The organism is Hydrogenophaga flava NBRC 102514, assembly GCF_001571145.1.
Taxonomy (GTDB): Bacteria; Pseudomonadota; Gammaproteobacteria; order Burkholderiales; family Burkholderiaceae_C; genus Hydrogenophaga; species Hydrogenophaga flava.
The window spans coordinates 57,292-73,810 of record NZ_BCTF01000026.1 but is presented as its reverse complement, the minus strand read 5'-3'; the positions used below and the strand labels follow the sequence as shown (position 1 = coordinate 73,810).

At 65.4% G+C, this 16,519-nt stretch carries 27 protein-coding genes; 20 read left to right on the top strand and 7 right to left on the bottom strand.

Annotated features, from left to right (window positions below; all coding sequences use genetic code 11):
* The 13 genes from HFL01S_RS24815 to HFL01S_RS20235 form a co-directional block, all read left to right on the top strand.
* The coding region (locus tag HFL01S_RS24815; protein ID WP_084383521.1) for an EF-Tu C-terminal domain-related protein at positions 1-97 on the top strand (97 nt) is incomplete at its 5' end.
* Between the two features lie 18 nt (positions 98-115).
* Positions 116-430: a 30S ribosomal protein S10 gene (gene rpsJ / locus HFL01S_RS20290; RefSeq protein WP_066157716.1), complete on the top strand. Its 315-nt coding sequence runs from the start codon at positions 116-118 to the stop codon at positions 428-430.
* 170 nt (positions 431-600) lie between these two features.
* Complete coding sequence (gene rplC, locus HFL01S_RS20285; protein WP_066261954.1) at positions 601-1,269, top strand: 50S ribosomal protein L3; 669 nt, start codon at positions 601-603, stop codon at positions 1,267-1,269.
* Complete coding sequence (gene rplD / locus HFL01S_RS20280) at positions 1,269-1,889, top strand: 50S ribosomal protein L4 (protein WP_066261952.1); 621 nt, start codon at positions 1,269-1,271, stop codon at positions 1,887-1,889. Before rplC ends, rplD begins: the two co-directional genes overlap by 1 nt.
* Positions 1,886-2,197 carry a 50S ribosomal protein L23 gene (rplW, locus tag HFL01S_RS20275; protein WP_066157709.1) on the top strand — a complete coding sequence of 104 codons (312 nt, stop codon included), beginning with the start codon at positions 1,886-1,888 and terminating at the stop codon, positions 2,195-2,197. The genes rplD and rplW overlap by 4 nt, the downstream gene beginning before the upstream one ends.
* 2 nt (positions 2,198-2,199) lie before the next feature.
* Entirely contained in the window at positions 2,200-3,024 is an 825-nt protein-coding gene (gene rplB / locus HFL01S_RS20270) for a 50S ribosomal protein L2 (RefSeq protein WP_066261951.1), read from the top strand.
* A 12-nt stretch (positions 3,025-3,036) separates the two neighbouring features.
* Entirely contained in the window at positions 3,037-3,312 is a 276-nt protein-coding gene (rpsS, locus tag HFL01S_RS20265) for a 30S ribosomal protein S19 (protein ID WP_066261948.1), read from the top strand.
* A 9-nt stretch (positions 3,313-3,321) separates the two neighbouring features.
* Complete coding sequence (gene rplV, locus HFL01S_RS20260; RefSeq protein WP_066157701.1) at positions 3,322-3,657, top strand: 50S ribosomal protein L22; 336 nt, start codon at positions 3,322-3,324, stop codon at positions 3,655-3,657.
* 16 nt (positions 3,658-3,673) lie between these two features.
* Complete coding sequence (gene rpsC / locus HFL01S_RS20255; RefSeq protein ID WP_066157699.1) at positions 3,674-4,534, top strand: 30S ribosomal protein S3; 861 nt, start codon at positions 3,674-3,676, stop codon at positions 4,532-4,534.
* 2 nt (positions 4,535-4,536) lie between these two features.
* Positions 4,537-4,953: a 50S ribosomal protein L16 gene (rplP, locus tag HFL01S_RS20250; protein ID WP_066157696.1), complete on the top strand. Its 417-nt coding sequence runs from the start codon at positions 4,537-4,539 to the stop codon at positions 4,951-4,953.
* 15 nt (positions 4,954-4,968) lie between these two features.
* Positions 4,969-5,169, top strand: a complete 201-nt coding sequence (gene rpmC / locus HFL01S_RS20245; protein WP_066157692.1) for a 50S ribosomal protein L29 — start codon at positions 4,969-4,971, stop codon at positions 5,167-5,169.
* A gap of 11 nt (positions 5,170-5,180) precedes the next feature.
* A complete protein-coding gene (rpsQ, locus tag HFL01S_RS20240; RefSeq protein WP_066261946.1) occupies positions 5,181-5,450 on the top strand; it encodes a 30S ribosomal protein S17 in 270 nt (89 codons plus the stop codon).
* Positions 5,451-5,554: 104 nt separating this feature from the next.
* Positions 5,555-6,061 carry a peroxiredoxin gene (locus tag HFL01S_RS20235; protein ID WP_066261942.1) on the top strand — a complete coding sequence of 169 codons (507 nt, stop codon included), beginning with the start codon at positions 5,555-5,557 and terminating at the stop codon, positions 6,059-6,061.
* 3 nt (positions 6,062-6,064) lie between these two features.
* Here the strand turns inward: HFL01S_RS20235 and HFL01S_RS20230 are convergent, their stop codons facing one another.
* Both HFL01S_RS20230 and HFL01S_RS20225 read right to left on the bottom strand, forming a co-directional pair.
* Positions 6,065-6,589, bottom strand: a complete 525-nt coding sequence (locus HFL01S_RS20230; protein WP_066261940.1) for a GNAT family N-acetyltransferase — start codon at positions 6,587-6,589, stop codon at positions 6,065-6,067.
* Positions 6,590-6,656: 67 nt separating this feature from the next.
* Positions 6,657-7,331 (bottom strand): cytochrome b/b6 domain-containing protein, encoded by a 675-nt coding sequence (locus HFL01S_RS20225; protein WP_066261939.1) that lies wholly within the window; start codon positions 7,329-7,331, stop codon positions 6,657-6,659.
* Positions 7,332-7,483: 152 nt separating this feature from the next.
* On the opposite strand from HFL01S_RS20225, the gene HFL01S_RS20220 reads away from it, so the two are divergent.
* Entirely contained in the window at positions 7,484-7,936 is a 453-nt protein-coding gene (locus HFL01S_RS20220; RefSeq protein ID WP_066261938.1) for a c-type cytochrome, read from the top strand.
* 88 nt (positions 7,937-8,024) lie between these two features.
* Here HFL01S_RS20220 and HFL01S_RS20215 read toward each other — a convergent pair whose 3' ends face one another.
* Complete coding sequence (locus tag HFL01S_RS20215) at positions 8,025-8,531, bottom strand: TlpA family protein disulfide reductase (protein WP_066261936.1); 507 nt, start codon at positions 8,529-8,531, stop codon at positions 8,025-8,027.
* A gap of 75 nt (positions 8,532-8,606) precedes the next feature.
* Positions 8,607-9,020, bottom strand: a complete 414-nt coding sequence (locus HFL01S_RS20210; RefSeq protein WP_066261933.1) for a thioredoxin fold domain-containing protein — start codon at positions 9,018-9,020, stop codon at positions 8,607-8,609.
* 173 nt (positions 9,021-9,193) lie between these two features.
* Between HFL01S_RS20210 and HFL01S_RS20205 the strand changes: the two genes are divergently transcribed.
* Genes HFL01S_RS20205 through ptsP form a run of 5 tightly spaced genes read left to right on the top strand, consistent with a single transcriptional unit; the run spans position 9,194 to position 13,453 of the window.
* Entirely contained in the window at positions 9,194-9,730 is a 537-nt protein-coding gene (locus HFL01S_RS20205) for a hypothetical protein (RefSeq protein ID WP_157538971.1), read from the top strand.
* Complete coding sequence (locus tag HFL01S_RS20200) at positions 9,727-10,986, top strand: MFS transporter (protein ID WP_066261926.1); 1,260 nt, start codon at positions 9,727-9,729, stop codon at positions 10,984-10,986. Before HFL01S_RS20205 ends, HFL01S_RS20200 begins: the two co-directional genes overlap by 4 nt.
* Before the next feature lie 10 nt (positions 10,987-10,996).
* The gene (locus HFL01S_RS20195; protein WP_066261924.1) at positions 10,997-11,443 is read left to right on the top strand and encodes a PTS sugar transporter subunit IIA; all 447 of its coding nucleotides are present in this window, start codon (positions 10,997-10,999) and stop codon (positions 11,441-11,443) included.
* Positions 11,412-11,681: an HPr family phosphocarrier protein gene (locus HFL01S_RS20190; RefSeq protein WP_066261923.1), complete on the top strand. Its 270-nt coding sequence runs from the start codon at positions 11,412-11,414 to the stop codon at positions 11,679-11,681. The genes HFL01S_RS20195 and HFL01S_RS20190 overlap by 32 nt, the downstream gene beginning before the upstream one ends.
* Positions 11,678-13,453 carry a phosphoenolpyruvate--protein phosphotransferase gene (ptsP, locus tag HFL01S_RS20185; RefSeq protein WP_066261922.1) on the top strand — a complete coding sequence of 592 codons (1,776 nt, stop codon included), beginning with the start codon at positions 11,678-11,680 and terminating at the stop codon, positions 13,451-13,453. Before HFL01S_RS20190 ends, ptsP begins: the two co-directional genes overlap by 4 nt.
* A 4-nt stretch (positions 13,454-13,457) precedes the next feature.
* Here ptsP and HFL01S_RS20180 read toward each other — a convergent pair whose 3' ends face one another.
* On the bottom strand, positions 13,458-14,300 hold the full coding sequence (locus HFL01S_RS20180; RefSeq protein WP_066261920.1) for a DMT family transporter: 843 nt from the start codon (positions 14,298-14,300) through the stop codon (positions 13,458-13,460).
* 102 nt (positions 14,301-14,402) lie between these two features.
* On the opposite strand from HFL01S_RS20180, the gene HFL01S_RS20175 reads away from it, so the two are divergent.
* Positions 14,403-14,762: a carboxymuconolactone decarboxylase family protein gene (locus tag HFL01S_RS20175; protein ID WP_066261918.1), complete on the top strand. Its 360-nt coding sequence runs from the start codon at positions 14,403-14,405 to the stop codon at positions 14,760-14,762.
* Positions 14,763-14,793: 31 nt separating this feature from the next.
* Here HFL01S_RS20175 and HFL01S_RS20170 read toward each other — a convergent pair whose 3' ends face one another.
* Positions 14,794-15,498, bottom strand: coding sequence for an AraC family transcriptional regulator (locus tag HFL01S_RS20170; RefSeq protein WP_066261916.1), 705 nt, complete (start codon positions 15,496-15,498; stop codon positions 14,794-14,796).
* Between the two features lies 1 nt (position 15,499).
* Positions 15,500-16,513: a lipoyl synthase gene (lipA, locus tag HFL01S_RS20165; RefSeq protein ID WP_066261913.1), complete on the bottom strand. Its 1,014-nt coding sequence runs from the start codon at positions 16,511-16,513 to the stop codon at positions 15,500-15,502.
* Between the last annotated feature and the right edge of the window lie 6 nt (positions 16,514-16,519).

Below are 16,519 nucleotides of genomic sequence, written 5' to 3'. Positions count from 1 at the left end.
GATCGCCCCGATCGCCATGGAAGAAGGTCTGCGCTTTGCCATCCGCGAAGGCGGCCGCACCGTCGGCGCCGGCGTCGTGGCAAAAATCATTGCCTAACCAGATACGGAGAACCGCATGTCTACCAAGCAAAAAATCCGTATCCGCCTGAAGGCGTTTGACTACAAGCTGATCGACACCTCGGCTGCCGAGATCGTTGACACTGCCAAGCGCACCGGCGCGATCGTCAAGGGGCCCGTGCCCCTGCCGACCCGCATGAAGCGCTTCGACATCCTGCGTTCGCCGCACGTCAACAAGACCTCGCGCGACCAGCTGGAAATCCGCACCCACCAGCGTCTGATGGACATCGTCGACCCGACCGACAAGACGGTCGACGCCCTGATGAAGCTGGACCTGCCGGCCGGCGTGGACGTCGAAATCAAGCTGCAGTAAGGGTAGAGCGCAGGCTCGGCGATGGCCGGGCTTGCAGAAACAAAGCCCGCTGGTTATACTGGCGGGCTTTTCGGGCTTCTGGCCCTTAACCGCGTTTGTCTTTTGGTCTTCTGATCATTGGGCTGCGCACCATCAGCCCCGGCCAATTGCAGTCGGGAACGGAGAAAACAATGAGTCTTAGCAACTCCCTCGGGTTGTTGGGTCGCAAGGTGGGCGTGATGCGTCTGTTCACCGATGACGGGGACGCAGTGCCTGTCACGGTGGTCGATGTGTCGAACAACCGTGTGACACAGGTCAAAACCCAAGCCAACGATGGCTACGATGCGCTGCAGGTCACCTTTGGCCAGCGCCGCGCCTCCCGTGTGACCAAGCCCATCGCAGGACACCTGGCCAAGGCCGGTGTTGAAGCGGGTGAGATCATCCAGGAATTTCGTGTTGCCGCCGACGTGGCAGCCCAGTACCAGCCGGGCGCTACCGTGGCCGCCAACGCCATCTTTGCCGCCGGCCAGAAGGTCGACGTGCAGGGTACTTCGATTGGTAAAGGCTTTGCCGGCACCATCAAGCGCCACAACTTCAGCTCGCAGCGCGCATCGCACGGCAACAGCCGCTCGCACAACGTGCCGGGCTCGATCTCCATGGCCCAGGACCCGGGTCGTGTGTTTCCGGGCAAAAAGATGACCGGTCACATGGGCGATCAGACCAAGACCATCCAGAACCTGGATATCTTCCGCGTCGACGAATCCCGTCAGCTGCTGATGATCCGTGGTGCCGTGCCGGGCGCCAATGGCGGCTTCCTGACCGTCCGTCCCGCCGTCAAGGCCAAGAAGGGAGCTAACTGATGCAAGTTGAACTCCTGAACGACCAGGGTCAGGCTGCGTCCAAGCTGGATGTGCCCGAGACCGTCTTCGGTCGCGACTACAACGAATCGCTGATCCACCAGCTCGTGGTGGCCTACCAAGCCAACGCCCGTCAAGGTACGCGTGCCCAGAAAGACCGTGAGCAGGTCAAGCACTCGACCAAGAAGCCGTTCAAGCAGAAGGGCACCGGCAACGCACGTGCCGGTATGACGTCTTCCCCGCTGTGGCGTGGGGGCGGTCGCATATTCCCGAACAGCCCAGACGAAAACTTCACCCAGAAGCTCAACAAGAAGATGTACCGCGCCGGCATGGCCTCCATCTTCTCGCAGCTGGTGCGTGAAGGCCGCTTGGCCGTGGTCGACTCCATGAAGGTGGACTCGCCCAAGACCAAGCAGCTCGCCGCCAAGTTCAAGGCCATGAACCTGAGCAATGTGCTGGTCATCGCCGAGGAAGTGGACGAAAACCTGTACCTGGCTTCGCGCAACCTGGCCAACGTGCTCGTGGTCGAGCCGCGCTACGCCGACCCGGTGTCGCTGGTGCACTACAAAAAGGTCATCGTGACCAAGGGTGCCATCGACCAGCTCAAGGAGATGTTCGCATGAGCGTCACGAAATACGACGAAGGCCGCCTGATGCAGGTGCTCGTGGCTCCGATCGTGTCGGAAAAGGCCACGCAAGCCGCCGAGCAGTCCAATGCGGTTCTGTTCAAGGTGCTGCAGGACGCCACCAAGCCCGAGATCAAGGCAGCCGTTGAACTGATGTTCAAGGTCCAGGTCAAGGGGGTGTCCGTGCTCAACCAAAAGGGCAAGACCAAGCGCTTCGGCAAGACCGTGGGTCGCCGTGACCATGTGCGCAAGGCCTATGTCACGCTGGCCGAGGGTCAGGAACTCAACTTCGGTGGGGAGGCCTAATCATGGCAGTGATCAAGATGAAACCAACCTCGCCAGGCCGTCGCGGCATGGTGAAGGTCACGCGCGAACACCTGCACAAGGGTGACGGTTTCGCGCCGCTGCTGGAGCCCCAGCACCAGAAGTCCGGCCGCAACAATAACGGCCACATCACGGTCCGCCACAAGGGCGGCGGTGCCAAGCACCACTACCGCGTGGTCGACTTCCGTCGCAACAAGGACAACATCCCGGCCAAGGTCGAGCGCATCGAGTACGACCCGAACCGCACCGCGCACATCGCGCTGCTGTGCTACGCCGATGGCGAGCGCCGTTACATCATCGCCCCCCGCGGCGTTGAAGTCGGTGCCACGCTGCTGTCCGGTTCCGAGTCGCCGATCCGCGTGGGCAACACCCTGCCGATCCGCAACATCCCCGTCGGTTCGACGATCCACTGCATCGAGCTGCAAGTCGGCAAGGGTGCGCAGATCGCCCGTTCTGCCGGTGCTTCCGCAGTGCTGCTGGCCCGCGAAGGCATCTACGCCCAGGTGCGCATGCGCTCCGGCGAAGTGCGCAAGATCCACGTGGATTGCCGCGCCACCATCGGTGAAGTCTCCAACACCGAGCACAGCCTGCGCCAGATCGGCAAGGCCGGTATCAAGCGCCACATGGGCATCCGCCCGACCGTGCGCGGTACCGCGATGAACCCGATCGACCACCCGCACGGTGGTGGTGAGGGCAAGACCGGCGAAGGCCGCGCTCCGGTGGATCCGTGGGGCAACCTGACCAAGGGTTACCGCACCCGCAACAACCGCCGCACGCAGTCGATGATCGTGTCGCGTCGCAAGAAGTAAGGGGTTGATGAAATGACTCGTTCGCTCAAAAAAGGTCCCTTCATTGACCACCACCTGCTCGCCAAAGTCGAGAAGGCTGTGTCCACCAAGGACAAGAAGCCTGTCAAGACCTGGTCGCGCCGCTCCATGATCCTGCCCGAGTTCATCGGTCTGACGATCGCCGTGCACAACGGCAAGCAGCACGTGCCCGTGTACATCACCGACCAGATGGTGGGACACAAGCTAGGCGAGTTTTCGCTGACGCGCACGTTCAAAGGCCATCCGGCCGACAAGAAAGCCAAGAAGTAAGGACCAACCATGAGTACAGAAACCCGCTCCGTCGTTCGCGGCGTGCGCCTGTCGGTGGACAAAGGCCGTCTCGTGGCCGACCTGATTCGTGGCAAGAAGGTCGACCAGGCCCTGAACATCCTGTCGTTCACGCAGAAGAAGGCCGCTGGCATCGTCAAGAAAGCCCTTGACTCCGCCATCGCCAATGCCGAGCACAACGACGGCGCCGACATCGACGAACTGTTCGTCAAGTCGATCTACGTCGAGCAAGGCACCACGCTCAAGCGTTTTGCTGCCCGCGCCAAGGGCCGCGGCAACCGCATCAGCAAACCCACGTGTCACATCTACGTGACGGTTGGCAACTGAAGAGGCAAGAGGACATATGGGACAGAAAATCAACCCCACCGGCTTCCGCCTTGCAGTTTCCCGCAACTGGGCCAGCCGCTGGTACGCATCCAATCGTGACTTCGCTGGCATGCTGGCCGAAGACATCAAGGTGCGCGAGTACCTCAAGGGCAAGCTGAAGAACGCCGCCGTTTCGCGCGTCGTGATCGAGCGCCCCGCCAAGAACGCACGCATCACCATCTACTCGGCACGTCCGGGCGTGGTGATCGGCAAGAAGGGTGAGGACATCGAGAAGCTGAAGAAGGACCTGGCCGCCAAACTGGGCGTGCCGGTCGCCGTGAACATCGAAGAAGTGCGCAAGCCCGAAATCGATGCCAAGCTGATCGCCGACTCGATCACCCAGCAGCTCGAAAAGCGGATCATGTTCCGCCGCGCCATGAAGCGCGCCATGCAGAACGCCATGCGTCTGGGTGCCCTGGGCATCAAGATCATGTCTGCTGGCCGTCTGAACGGCATCGAAATCGCCCGTACTGAGTGGTACCGCGAAGGCCGTGTGCCCCTGCACACCCTGCGCGCCGACATCGACTACGGCACTTCCGAAGCGAAGACCACCTACGGTGTCATCGGCGTCAAGGTCTGGGTCTACAAGGGCGACACCCTGGGCCGCAACGACGCGCCCGTGGTGGAAACCCCGCGTCCGGAAGAAGAGCGCCGTCCCCGCGGTCCGCGCCGTGAGCGCCCGGCTGGTCCGGCTGCCCGCGCCGCCGTGCGCCGTGGTGGCAACGCCGCCCCGACCGATGGCTCTGACAAGCCCGCCGAGGCCACCGACAAACCCGCCGTTAAGCGCGTTCGCAAAGACGCACCCGCAGGGGCACCTGCGGACGGCAAAGGAGAATAAACATGCTGCAACCCGCTCGCCGCAAGTACCGTAAAGAGCAGAAGGGCCGCAACACGGGCGTCGCCACCAGTGGTGCAACCGTGGCCTTCGGTGATTTCGGTCTGAAGTCTACCGACCGCGGCCGTCTGACGGCCCGCCAGATCGAAGCTGCACGCCGTGCGATTTCCCGTCACGTCAAGCGTGGCGGCCGCATCTGGATCCGCGTGTTCCCGGACAAGCCGATTTCCCAGAAGCCTGCCGAAGTCCGTATGGGCAACGGCAAGGGTTCCGTGGAGTACTACGTGGCTGAAATCCAGCCCGGCAAGGTGCTGTACGAAATCGTGGGCGTGCCCGAGCAACTCGCTCGCGAAGCCTTTGCCCTGGCCGCCGCCAAACTTCCCCTGCGCACCACCTTTGTGGCGCGCATGCTGGGTCAGTGATTCAGGAGAACATAGATGAAAGCTGCTGAACTGCGCCAGAAGGATGTGGCCGGCCTGGAAGCCGAAGTGAAGTCTCTGCAGAAGGCCCATTTCGGCCTGCGCATGCAGAAGGCCACGCAACAACTCAACAACACCGCCACGCTGGGCGACACCCGCCGTTCCATCGCTCGCGCCAAGACCATCCTGGCCGAGAAGCAACGCGCCGCCGCCAAGTAAGGAGTGACGAAATGACGGAAGCCAAAACATCCCTCAAGCGCACCCTGATCGGCAAGGTGGTCAGCGACAAGCGTGCCAAGACCGTGACGGTTCTGGTCGAGCGCCGTGTGAAGCACGAGCTCTACGACAAGATCGTCGCCAAGTCGAGCAAGTACCACGCCCACGATGAAAACGGCGAGTACAAGCTCGGCGACGTGGTCGAGATCACCGAAAGCCGCCCGCTGTCCAAGACCAAGAACTGGGTGGCCACCCGCCTGGTTCAAAAGGCCGCCGTGGTGTAAGCCTGTTTGCGCCGATTCCTGCGCAAGCCCCGAAAGCGACCGAGAATCTCGGTCGCTTTTTTCATTTCCGGCCTACGGGTCACCACAGACGAGGAGAACACACCATGATTCAGGTTGGCGACAAGATTCCGGCGGCCACGCTGATGGAATACAGCGAAGTCGAAGGCAACGGCTGCAGCATCGGTCCGAACCCGGTGGACACGGTCAAGGCCAGCGCTGGCAAGACCATCGCACTGTTCGCACTTCCTGGTGCGTTCACGCCCACCTGCTCGGCCAAACATGTGCCTGGTTATGTGGAGCAGTACGACGCCCTGAAAGCGGCCGGTGTGGACGAGATCTGGTGTGTGAGCGTCAACGATGCGTTTGTGATGGGCGCTTGGGCACGCGACCAGAAATCAGGCACCAAGGTGCGCATGCTCGCAGACGGCAGCGCCGATTTCGCCAAGGCGACCGGCCTGACGCTGGATCTGACCGCCCGGGGCATGGGCTTGCGCAGCAACCGCTATTCGATGCTTGTCAAGGACGGTGTCGTCAAGACGCTGAATGTGGAAGGTCCGGGCAAGTTCGAGGTCAGCGACGCTGCGACGCTGCTGGCCCAGGCCCGCGGCTGACGTTCAGGCGCCGCCCAGTGTCAGGGCGCGCAGATCCAGCTTGAGGTAGTGCGCGCCGGCCAGGGGGTTGTGGTAGTAGGGTTCTGTCTCGACGAAGCCTACTTCCTGGTAGAGCGCGCGGGCCGCTTCCATGTCGGTCAGGGTGTCCAGCAGCATGGTCGTGTAGCCGGCCTGCTGGGCGCCAACAACCACGGCGTCCACCAGTTGCCGGCCCAGACCGAGACCGCGGAAAGTCGGACGAACGAACAGGCGTTTCATCTCGCAAGCGTTGAGATGGTCGCTGTTGGCCAGCGGCCGGAAGGCACAACAACCGGCCGCTGCACCACCGACCTGTGCGAGGAACAGCCCGCCGGATGGTTCGGCATAGTCCCCAGGCAAGGTCCGCAGTTCTTCTTCAAATCCCTGGAAGCAGAGATCGATGCCGAGTCCTGCCTGGTAGTCCAGGAACAGGGAGCGGACCGACGCCAGTTCTCCGGCCGATCGGGCGTGCAGGAGGGACAGTTGGGCGGTGTGACGTGAGTCGGGCATCGGCAGTATCGAGCAGTGCAGGCGAGCGGGCACTATACGACAGCGCCGGGCGTCGGCTAATCGGGGCTCATCCCCAGCTGGTCTGACCCAGGCCGACGATCCAGTACACCGCAGCACCACAGACCGCCCAGATAACCAACGCCAGAAGCCGCGATGCCGTGTTGTCCAGTGCGCTGGGCAGTGCCGCCATGACTTGCTTGTCACCCACCACCATCGGTCTCACCAAGTTGTCCTTCTTGACCCACTTGTAGAACAGGATGGCCAGCACGTGCAGCGCGACCAGCGCGATGAGCAGGAGCTTGCCGATGGACTTGTGGTACCTGGTGGCCTGGCTCACCGTGTCGCCAGACACCAGGCTGACCAGCGGGCCGGTGAACGCGATCTCATCGTCGGCGAACAGGCCCGTGCTCACCTGCAGGAGCAGCACCGCGAGCAATGCGAGCACCGACAGCATGCCCAGGGGGTTGTGACCCACGCGGTGTTCCGGCCGGCCGTTGCCTCGGAGGTAGGCCAACAGGGTTGCAGGGTGGTAGATGAAGCTGCTGAATCGGGACCAGTGCCCGCCGACAAAACCCCAGACGATGCGAAACAGCAACAGGCTGAGAACCACGTAACCCAGGCGTCCGTGCCAGTTCATCCAGCTTCCCCCCAGATTGGCCGTGATGACCAGACCGATGACACAAAGGGCCAGTGACCAGTGGAACAGGCGGGTTGGGAGATCCCAGACGCGGATGGTATGCATGGTGAGGACCGGGTGTTGACGCGAAGAACAGGTAGAGAAGATACACGCACCCGGGTTCCTGCGGAACTTTTTCCCACGCGGACCACTCCCGGCTCAGGTAACCTGTTTGGTTACGTGTCTGTCAATCCAATCAACCCTGCGCAGGAGTCCTCATGAAATTGCTTGCTTCACTTACGCTGGCGGCCGTGGTGTCCACACTGTCCGTGCCCGCGATGGCCCAGTTCCAGAAGCCGGAAGATGCCGTCAAGTACCGCAAGGCAGCGCTCACGGTGATGGCCGCTCACTTTGGACGCCTCGGCGCCATGGCCAGCGACAAGGCGCCGTTCGACGCCAAGGTGGCGGCAGAGAACGCGGCGATCGTGGAAACCATGAGCAAGCTGCCCTGGGCCGGGTTCGTGGCCGGTTCTGACAAGGGAGAAACCCGCGCCAAGCCGGAAATCTGGACCGATGGCGCCAAGTTCAAGAAGGCGTCGGACGACATGATGGCGTCGGTGGCCCAGCTCAATGCGGCTGCCAAAACGGGCAATCTGGACAACCTGAAGAAAGCGTTTGGCGAATCCGCCAAAACCTGCAAGGCCTGCCACGATGCATTCCGCAAGGAGTGAGCAGACACTTCAATCATGTTCTGAAACTTAAAGGGCTGGCTCCCGTGGGGAGCCAGCCCTTTTTGCTGTCAGCACACTTCTCGCGCGGTCAGCTCTTGGCGAGCAGATCCTCGATCAGGTTGTGCAGCGCGGCAAAGTCAGGCTCACCGACGAAGCGCTTGACGATGCGTCCCTGCTTGTCGACCAGGTAGGTGGTCGGGGTCAGCTTCACGTCACCCCAGTTTTTGGCCAGCTCGCCGGTGTTGTCCAGCGCCACCTTGAACGGCAGCTGGCGCGACTGGGCGTAGTTGGCCACCCAGGCCGGCTGGTCGTAGCTCATGGCGACAGCGATGGTTTCGTACCCCTTGTCCTTGTACTTCTGGTGGGTGCTGACCAGGGATGGCATCTCTTTGACGCAGGTGACGCAGGTGGTGGCCCAGAAATTGACCAGAGTGACCTTGCCCTTGAGGTCGGCGGTGGTGGTGGTGGTGCCGTCCAGCAGCACGAAGCTGGAGGCAGGGGCCTCGTCACCGGACGCGCAGCCGGACAGCCCCAGCGCTGCAGTGACCAGAAGGGCGGCAAGCGAGCGGCGGCGGAAGAACGAAATGGACATCATGGGCACAGGGAAGTTTTCGGGATGGCGGTCTGATCGTCCAATTGTCCGGGAGTTCATTCCGATCCCGCAACCGGTTCAGCGCAAACGGGCGCGGGCCTGCTGCAGGCGGGCGTCGAGGTACTCCCCGTAGAAATCCGGCACCGCCACGCCGACCAGCCGCTCCGCCAGCTCTTCTCCTTTGGCGCCCAGGAACAGCACGGTGGGTGCGAAACGGGCGTTCCAGGTCTTGGTCTGTTCGGCGGGTGTGGTCATCGATCCGTCGAATCCCTGCAGGTTGCTGGTGCGGTCGCGGACGTCGAGCTGGGCGGCATGCAGCTGTCCCTGTCGCAGCATGGGCAGCAGGTGGTGGTTGCGCACCAGATCGCAGTACGGACAACCGGCGAGGCTGGTCATCACGACCAGCGGCTCGCCACGCGCCGCCGCCGCCTGGGCGCTGCCTCGCAGCGAGGTGGGAGTGGGGAGGGCGGATGAATGGCCGGGGTTGTTCATTGAAAACTCAGGGGGGTATGTTGGCGCCCATCGGAAGATACCCCGATTGCTGCATTCCTCCAACCGTTTCGGACGCACAGGGCGGGTCGCGGATGCAGATACCATCCGAGGCTTTCCCAGGGCCTCGACCCCTCCGTGGTGGCATCACACCGCCGCGCCTTCCGGAGACTTCTTTGTTGCACACTTTGCGCGCCGCCGGCCTGGCGGCGCTGCTGGCCCTTGGGGCCTGCAGTCCCACGTTCAACTGGCGCGAGTGGCCGGTCGCTGGTACGCCCTTGCGTGCGCTGATGCCCTGCAAACCGGAGGGCGCCAGCCGTCCGGTGCCGATGCTGGGGACGCCGGTGGAACTGCACATGCAGGCCTGCGAGACCGGTGGCATGCGGTTCGCTCTGGCCTGGGCCGACGTGGGCCGGGCCGACCAGGTGCCCGCCGCGCTGGCGGCCTGGCGTGTGGCAAGCCTCCAGACGCTCCGGGTGGCGGCGGCTTCGCCGGACGATCCCGGTTTGAGCTGGGCGGTTGAGGTCAAGGGCGCGCCGCAGGCGCAGGGTGTGCAGGCCCGGGGCACCGATCCCCAGGGGCAGCCGGTGCTCATGCAGGCAGCGTACTTTGCCCGCGGGACACAGGTATTCCAGGCCGCGGTCTATGGCGCCCGCCTGGACGCCGGCGCCCGGGAGGCATTCTTCGCCGGGCTGGGCCTCGCCGCGCCATGACGCCGGTGAAAGCCTCACAGGCTGACGACCTGTTGCCACCGCTGGTGGCGGTTTCGGTGTTTCTGGCCTTTGCGCTGGCGTACTTCCTGTCGGCGCTGATCCGCGCGGTCACCGCCACCCTGTCGCCCGTGCTCAGTGCCGAGCTGTCGCTGCAGGCGAGCGATCTCGGGTTGCTGGCCGGCGGGTACTTCTTTGGCTTTGCGCTGACCCAGCTCCCCCTGGGCTCGTGGCTGGATCGTTTCGGCCCGCGGCGGGTGATCCTGGCCTTCCTGGGGGTGGCGGTGCTGGGCTGTGCGGCCTTTGCCATGGCCACCAGCTTTTCTGGTTTGCTGGCCGCCCGCGTGCTCACGGGCATGGGCGTGAGCGCCTGCCTCATGGCGCCGCTCACCGGCTACCGCCGCTGGCTGCTGCCAGCCACGCAACTGCGCGCCAACTCCTGGATGCTGATGACCGGGTCTCTGGGCATGGTGGCGTCCACCCTGCCGGTGCAGTGGCTGATGCCCGTGCTGGGCTGGCGTGGGCTGTTCTGGTCGCTGGCAGCACTGGTGCTGCTGTCCATGCTGGTGCTGGCGGCTCTGGTGCCGCGCTGGCGCAAGGAGCCCTCAGCCGTGGTGGCCGCGCCCGAAGCGTCGGGCTACGGTGCGATCTGGCGCCACCCCTACTTCCGGCAACTGGCGCCCATCGGCTTCATCAACTACGGCGGCATGGTCGCGGTGCAGACCCTGTGGGCCGGGCCCTGGATGGTGCAGGTGGCCGGCTACACGCCACAGAGCGCGGCCTTCGGGCTGTTTGCGATCAACCTCTGCATGCTGCTGAGTTTCTGGCTGTGGGGCATGGTCAACCCCCATCTGTCGCGGCGGGGCATTCCGGCCGAGCGGCTGATCGCCTGGGGGCTGCCCCTGAGCTTCGTGGTGCTGGTGTCCATCGTCGTTCTGGGGCCCCGTGCCGGCTGGCCCTTGTGGGCCGCGTTCTGCGTGAGCAGCACCTTCGTCTCGCTGTCCCAGCCTGCGGTGGCGCTGGCGTTGCCTGCTGCCGCGGCCGGGCGCGCGCTGTCCGCCTACAACCTGGTGATCTTCGCGGGGGTGTTCCTGGTGCAGTGGGCGATCGGCGGTCTGGTGGATGCCTTCGCCCTGCTGGGCTGGGACACGGTGGCCCGCTTTCGCGGCGCCATCACCGTGTTCGGGCTGTGCTGCGCCTCGGCCTATGGGGTTTTCCTGCTCGGATACCGGCGCCAGCGCGCGGCCCCCGGGGGATAAACTCCGAAGGATGAACGGCATCCTCATCGTTGCGCACGCGCCGCTGGCTTCGGCCCTGCGGGCCTGCGTGCTGCACGTGTTCCCCGACAGCGCGAATGCGGTGTCGGCCCTGGATGTCATGCCCAATGCTCCCCCCGAAGAGTCGCTGGCCCAGGCGCGCATCCTCATGCGGCAGCTGGACACGCCGCAGACCCTGGTGCTGACCGATGTGTTCGGCGCCACACCCTGCAATGTGGCGCACAAGCTGGTCGATGGCGTGCACTCCAAGCTGATCGCCGGCGTCAACCTGCCCATGCTGCTGCGCACCGTGTCGTACCGGCACGAGTCGCTGGACGCGCTGGTCTCGCGCGCGATGGTGGGGGCCACGCAGGGCGTGATCCAGGTGGCCGTGACGGCACCACAAAATCAGGCGAGAAGAACCACACATGATCAAGACCACCGCGACCATCAGCAATAAGCTGGGCCTGCATGCCCGCGCTTCGGCCAAGCTCACCAAGCTGGCCGGCAGCCACCAGTGCGAGGTGTGGATGTCCAAGGGGGACCGCCGCATCAACGCCAAGAGCATCATGGGCGTCATGATGCTGGCGGCCGGGGTGGGTAGCCTGGTCGAGATCGAGACCAGCGGCCCGGACGAGCAGGCCGCGATGGACGCCATCGTGGCGCTGATCAACGACAAGTTCGGGGAAGGCGAGTGAGCTTCACGGTCCACGGTCTGGCGGTCTCCCGGGGCATTGCCATCGGGCGGGCGGTGATCGTGGCGTCCAGCCGCATCGACGTCGCCCACTACTTCGTCAAACCCGACCAGGTCGAGGCCGAGATCCAGCGCCTGCGGCGGGCCCGCAACGGCGTGGTCGAGGAGATCGAGAAGGTCCAGGCCAGCCTGGACGGGCTGGGTTCGCAAGACGCGCACCCGGAGCTGAGCGCGCTGCTGGATGTGCACCTGATGCTGCTGCAGGACGAGCAGCTCACCAGCGGCGTCAAGCACTGGATCACCGAGCGCCACTACAACGCCGAGTGGGCGCTGACCACCCAGCTGGAGGTGATCGCGCGCCAGTTCGACGAAATGGAAGACCCGTACCTGCGCGAGCGCAAGGCCGACCTGGAACAGGTGGTCGAGCGCATGCTGCGCATGATGCGGGGCGTCGCCTCTCCGGTCTCCGCGCCGCTGCCGCCCGCCGCAGAGGGCGGACCCAGCGGCACGCTGTTCGATCCCTCGGTCGACGTGCCTCTGGTGCTGATCGCGCACGACCTGTCGCCGGCCGACATGCTGCAGTTCAAGCAGAGCGTGTTCGCAGGCTTCGTCACCGACGTGGGCGGCAAGACCAGCCACACCGCCATCGTCGCGCGCAGCATGGACATTCCCGCGGTGGTCGGTGCGCGCTCGGCCAGCCACCTCATCGATCAGGACGACTGGGTCATCATCGATGGCGATGCCGGGGTGGTGATCGTCGATCCATCGCCCATCCTGATGGCCGAGTACGGCTTCAAGCAGCGCCAGGGCGAGGTCGAGCGCGAGCGACTCTCGCGTCTGAAGAACACCCCGGCCATCACGCTGGATGGCCAGAAGATCGAGCTGCTGGCCAACATCGAGCAACCCGAAGACGCCGCTGCGGCGCTCAAGGCAGGTGCCGTGGGCGTGGGACTGTTCCGCACCGAGTTCCTGTTCATGGGGCGCAACGGCAAGCTGCCCGACGAGGAGGAACAGTACGCCGCCTACCGCCGGGCCGTCGAAGGCATGCAGGGCCTGCCGGTCACGATCCGCACGGTCGATGTCGGCGCCGACAAGCCGCTGGACCGCGCCCCGGTGCGCGCCGGCGAGGACCACCTCAACCCGGCGCTGGGCCTGCGCGCGATCCGCTGGAGCCTGGCCGACCCGGCGATGTTCCTGGTGCAGCTGCGCGCCATCCTGCGGGCGGCGGCGCTCGGCCCCATCAACCTGCTGGTGCCCATGCTGGCCCATGCCAGCGAAATCCGCCAGACGCTGGCGCTGGTCGACAAGGCGCGGGCACAGCTCGACGCCTTGGGCGTGGTCCACGGCCCGGTGCGGCTGGGCGCCATGATCGAGGTGCCTGCCGCGGCGCTGACGATCCCGCTGTTCCTGCGCCACTTCGACTTTCTCTCCATCGGCACCAACGACCTGATCCAGTACACGCTGGCGATCGATCGTGCCGACGAGGCGGTGGCCCACCTCTACGACCCGGTGCACCCGGCGGTGCTGCACCTGGTGGCCAGCACCATCGCGCAGGCCCGCGCGCAGGGCAAGAGCGTGAGCGTGTGCGGCGAGATGGCGGGTGACGTCGGCATGACGCGCCTGCTGCTCGGGCTGGGCCTGCGCAGTTTCTCTATGCACCCCTCGCAGATCCTGGCCGTCAAGCAGCAGATCTTGCGTTGCGACACCGGCAAGCTGGCGGCCTGGGCGCAGAGCGTGCTGGCGGCCGAAGACCCGGCCGCGCTGATGGCCGACTGAGCGCTCAGGCGGCCGGCCGCCGCGTGGCCAGCACCGCCGCACCGATGATCAGGGCCGCGGCCATCCCCACCGACAGACTCGGTGCCTCGCCGCGCACCCAAAGCAGGGTCAGCGTGGACAGCAGCGGTGTGAGGAAGCTGAGCACACCGATCTGCCGTGCGTCGCCGCGCTTGAGCGCCGCATCCCACAGAAAAAAGGCACCGCCCAGCGGCCCGAGACCGAGCAGGGCGATCAGCGCCCAGTCCTGCGCGGTCAGCGACACCGCTGGTTCCATGAATGTGTGGCACAGCAGCGACAACAGGCCCGACACCAGGGCGAAGCTGCCGATGGCGGCGGTCGGGAATGGCGTCACGCGCTTGGTCAGCAGCGAGTAGCTGGCCCAGATGAAGGCCGCGCCGGCGGCGGGCAGGTAGCCCCACGCCCAGACGGCCTCGGCCGGGCCGCTGCGCCCGAGGATGGCCAGGGCGGCGCCTCCGAAGCCCAGCACGGCGGCCAGGATGTGGCGCGCGGTGAGCGTGGTGCCGGGCAGAAACAGGGGCGCCATCACGACGATCCCCAGCGGCCACAGGTAGTTCACCAGGTTGGCCTGCACCGGAGGCGCGTGGCGCAGCGCAATGAAGAGCAGGAAGTGGTAACAGAACAGGCCGTACACGCCCAGGGCCAGCGTCGCCGGCGGCACCCGCCAGCGCCGCCAGTCGAAGCGCGAAAGCGGCAGGGCGATCAGGCTGCCGATCAGCAGCGACAGGCCGGTCAGCAGGAAGGGTGGGACGTGGGACAGCGCCACGCCCAGTGCGGCCAGAGATCCCCAGAGGGCGACAGCGCCCAGCGCGAGCAGGTTGGCGCTCATTCGCTCACGCCTTCCCGACCGGTTGCTTGATCAGGAACAAGGTCTGGGACATATGATTTCTTTGATACTGCATGGGGTATTAATATTTCACAGGATCTGCCGGTGAGTACTTTCAATCACAACGACCTGATGCGCGACATCACTACCAGTCTGGCGCCTTTCCGCAAGAGCCAGGGCACCGCCATGGCCGGCTTCGGACAGCTGGCCAAGGCGGCCATCACCGACGGCGCGCTCAGTGCCAAACACAAGGAGCTGGTGGCGCTGGCGATCGCGGTCACCCAGCGCTGTTCGGGCTGCATCGGCTTTCACGTCAAGGCGCTGGTGCAGCTGGGCTGCACGCGAGCCGAACTGGAAGAGATGCTGTCCGTCTGCGTGTACATGGGTGGTGGTCCGGCGCTGATGTATGCGGCCGAGGCCATCGCCGCCTGGGAAAAGATGGCGCCTCAGGATCTGCCTGTGTGAGCGTAGCCAGGCCGTCGTCGCGCGGCGCGGGTCAATCGTCGGCGTGCAAGGGTGTCGGATGGTCTTGCTTGCGCAGCGCCGCGGTGAGGGCGGACGCGGAGCGGTAGCCGCAGCGCCGGGCGACCTCGGCCACGGACAGTCCTTGCGCGCGCAGGTGCCGCGCGCGGTCCAGCCGCAGTCCGCGCAGCCAGGCCATGGGGCTCAGGCCGATTTCCTGCTGGCAGCGTTCGGTGAACTGGGCCGGGCTGAGATGGGCGCGCGTGGCCAGATCGGCCACCGACAGCTGCTCGTCGGCTGCCTTCAGCGCCCAGGCCTGAATGCCCGGCCAGTCGACGGCGCGCCGGGGGCGTCTGGGCAGCGCGGGCGGCGCCCAGGCTTCCAGCAGCAATGCTGGCCCCAGCTGGCGGGCCCGCACCAGACCCGATGCGCAGGCCGACGCCAGATAGCGGGCCAGCGGCAAGGTCGCCGGCAACGGGGCGGTGCGGTCAAGTCGGGTCCAACCCGCATCGGACGAGTCCAGTACCAGGCAGCGGGCGCCCCGGGTCGATTCAAAGTCGTGCCGCAGGCTGGGTGCGATCACCACCCCGTCGCCCGCGCCAACACGCTGTCCCCGGCCGCCGACTTCCAGCTCCAGCACGCCCTCCAGACCCAGCAGGATCTGGAAGTGGTCGTGCGCGTGGCTGCCCGGCGAGGCGCCGTAGTGGCGCACCGACAGAGCGTCGTGCGCGGCGGCCACGTCAGGTCCTGGGGTTGTTCAGCACGTCGTGTGCCTGCTGGTCAGCGTGGTAGCTGGACCGCACCATGGCGCCGACGGCGGCATGGGTGAAGCCCATCTCGTAGGCCTTTTCCTCGAACATCTTGAAGGTGTCGGGGTGCACGTAGCGCCGCACCGGCAGGTGGTGCCCGCTGGGCGCCAGGTACTGGCCGATGGTGAGCATGTCGATGTCGTGCGCGCGCATGTCGCGCATCACGTCGAGGATTTCTTCATCAGTCTCGCCCAGGCCCACCATCAGACCGCTCTTGGTCGGGATGCCGGGGAAACGCTGCTTGAATTTCTTGAGCAGGTTCAGGCTGAACTGGTAGTCCGAGCCCGGGCGCGCTTCCTTGTACAGGCGCGGCACGGTTTCGAGGTTGTGGTTGAGCACATCGGGCAGGCCGGCGGCCATGATGTCCAGGGCCTTCTCGTCGCGACCGCGGAAGTCGGGCACCAGCACCTCGATCTGCGTGCCGGGAGACAGCTCGCGGGTGCGCTGGATGCAGGCGACGTAATGACCGGCACCGCCGTCGCGCAGGTCGTCGCGGTCGACACTGGTGATCACCACGTACTTGAGCTTGAGCTGAGCAATGGTTTTCGCCAGGTTCTCCGGCTCGTCCACGTCCAGTGGATCGGGGCGCCCATGGCCGACATCGCAGAATGGGCAGCGGCGCGTGCACTTGTCGCCCATGATCATGAAGGTGGCCGTGCCCTTGCCGAAACACTCACCGATGTTGGGGCAGCTCGCCTCCTCGCACACCGTCACCAGCTTGTTGCTGCGCAGGATGTCCTTGATCTCATAGAAGCGCGTGGTGGGCGAGCCGGCCTTGACGCGGATCCACTCCGGCTTCTTGAGCACCTCGGCCGGCACGATCTTGATCGGGATGCGTGCCGTCTTGGCCTGGCTCTTCTGTTTGGCGGTGGCGTCGTACTGGGCGGCGGGCTGGGCTTCGCGGACGGTGTGGGCGTCGGCCGCGGGGGTGTCGGGGCGGTTCATGGCAGG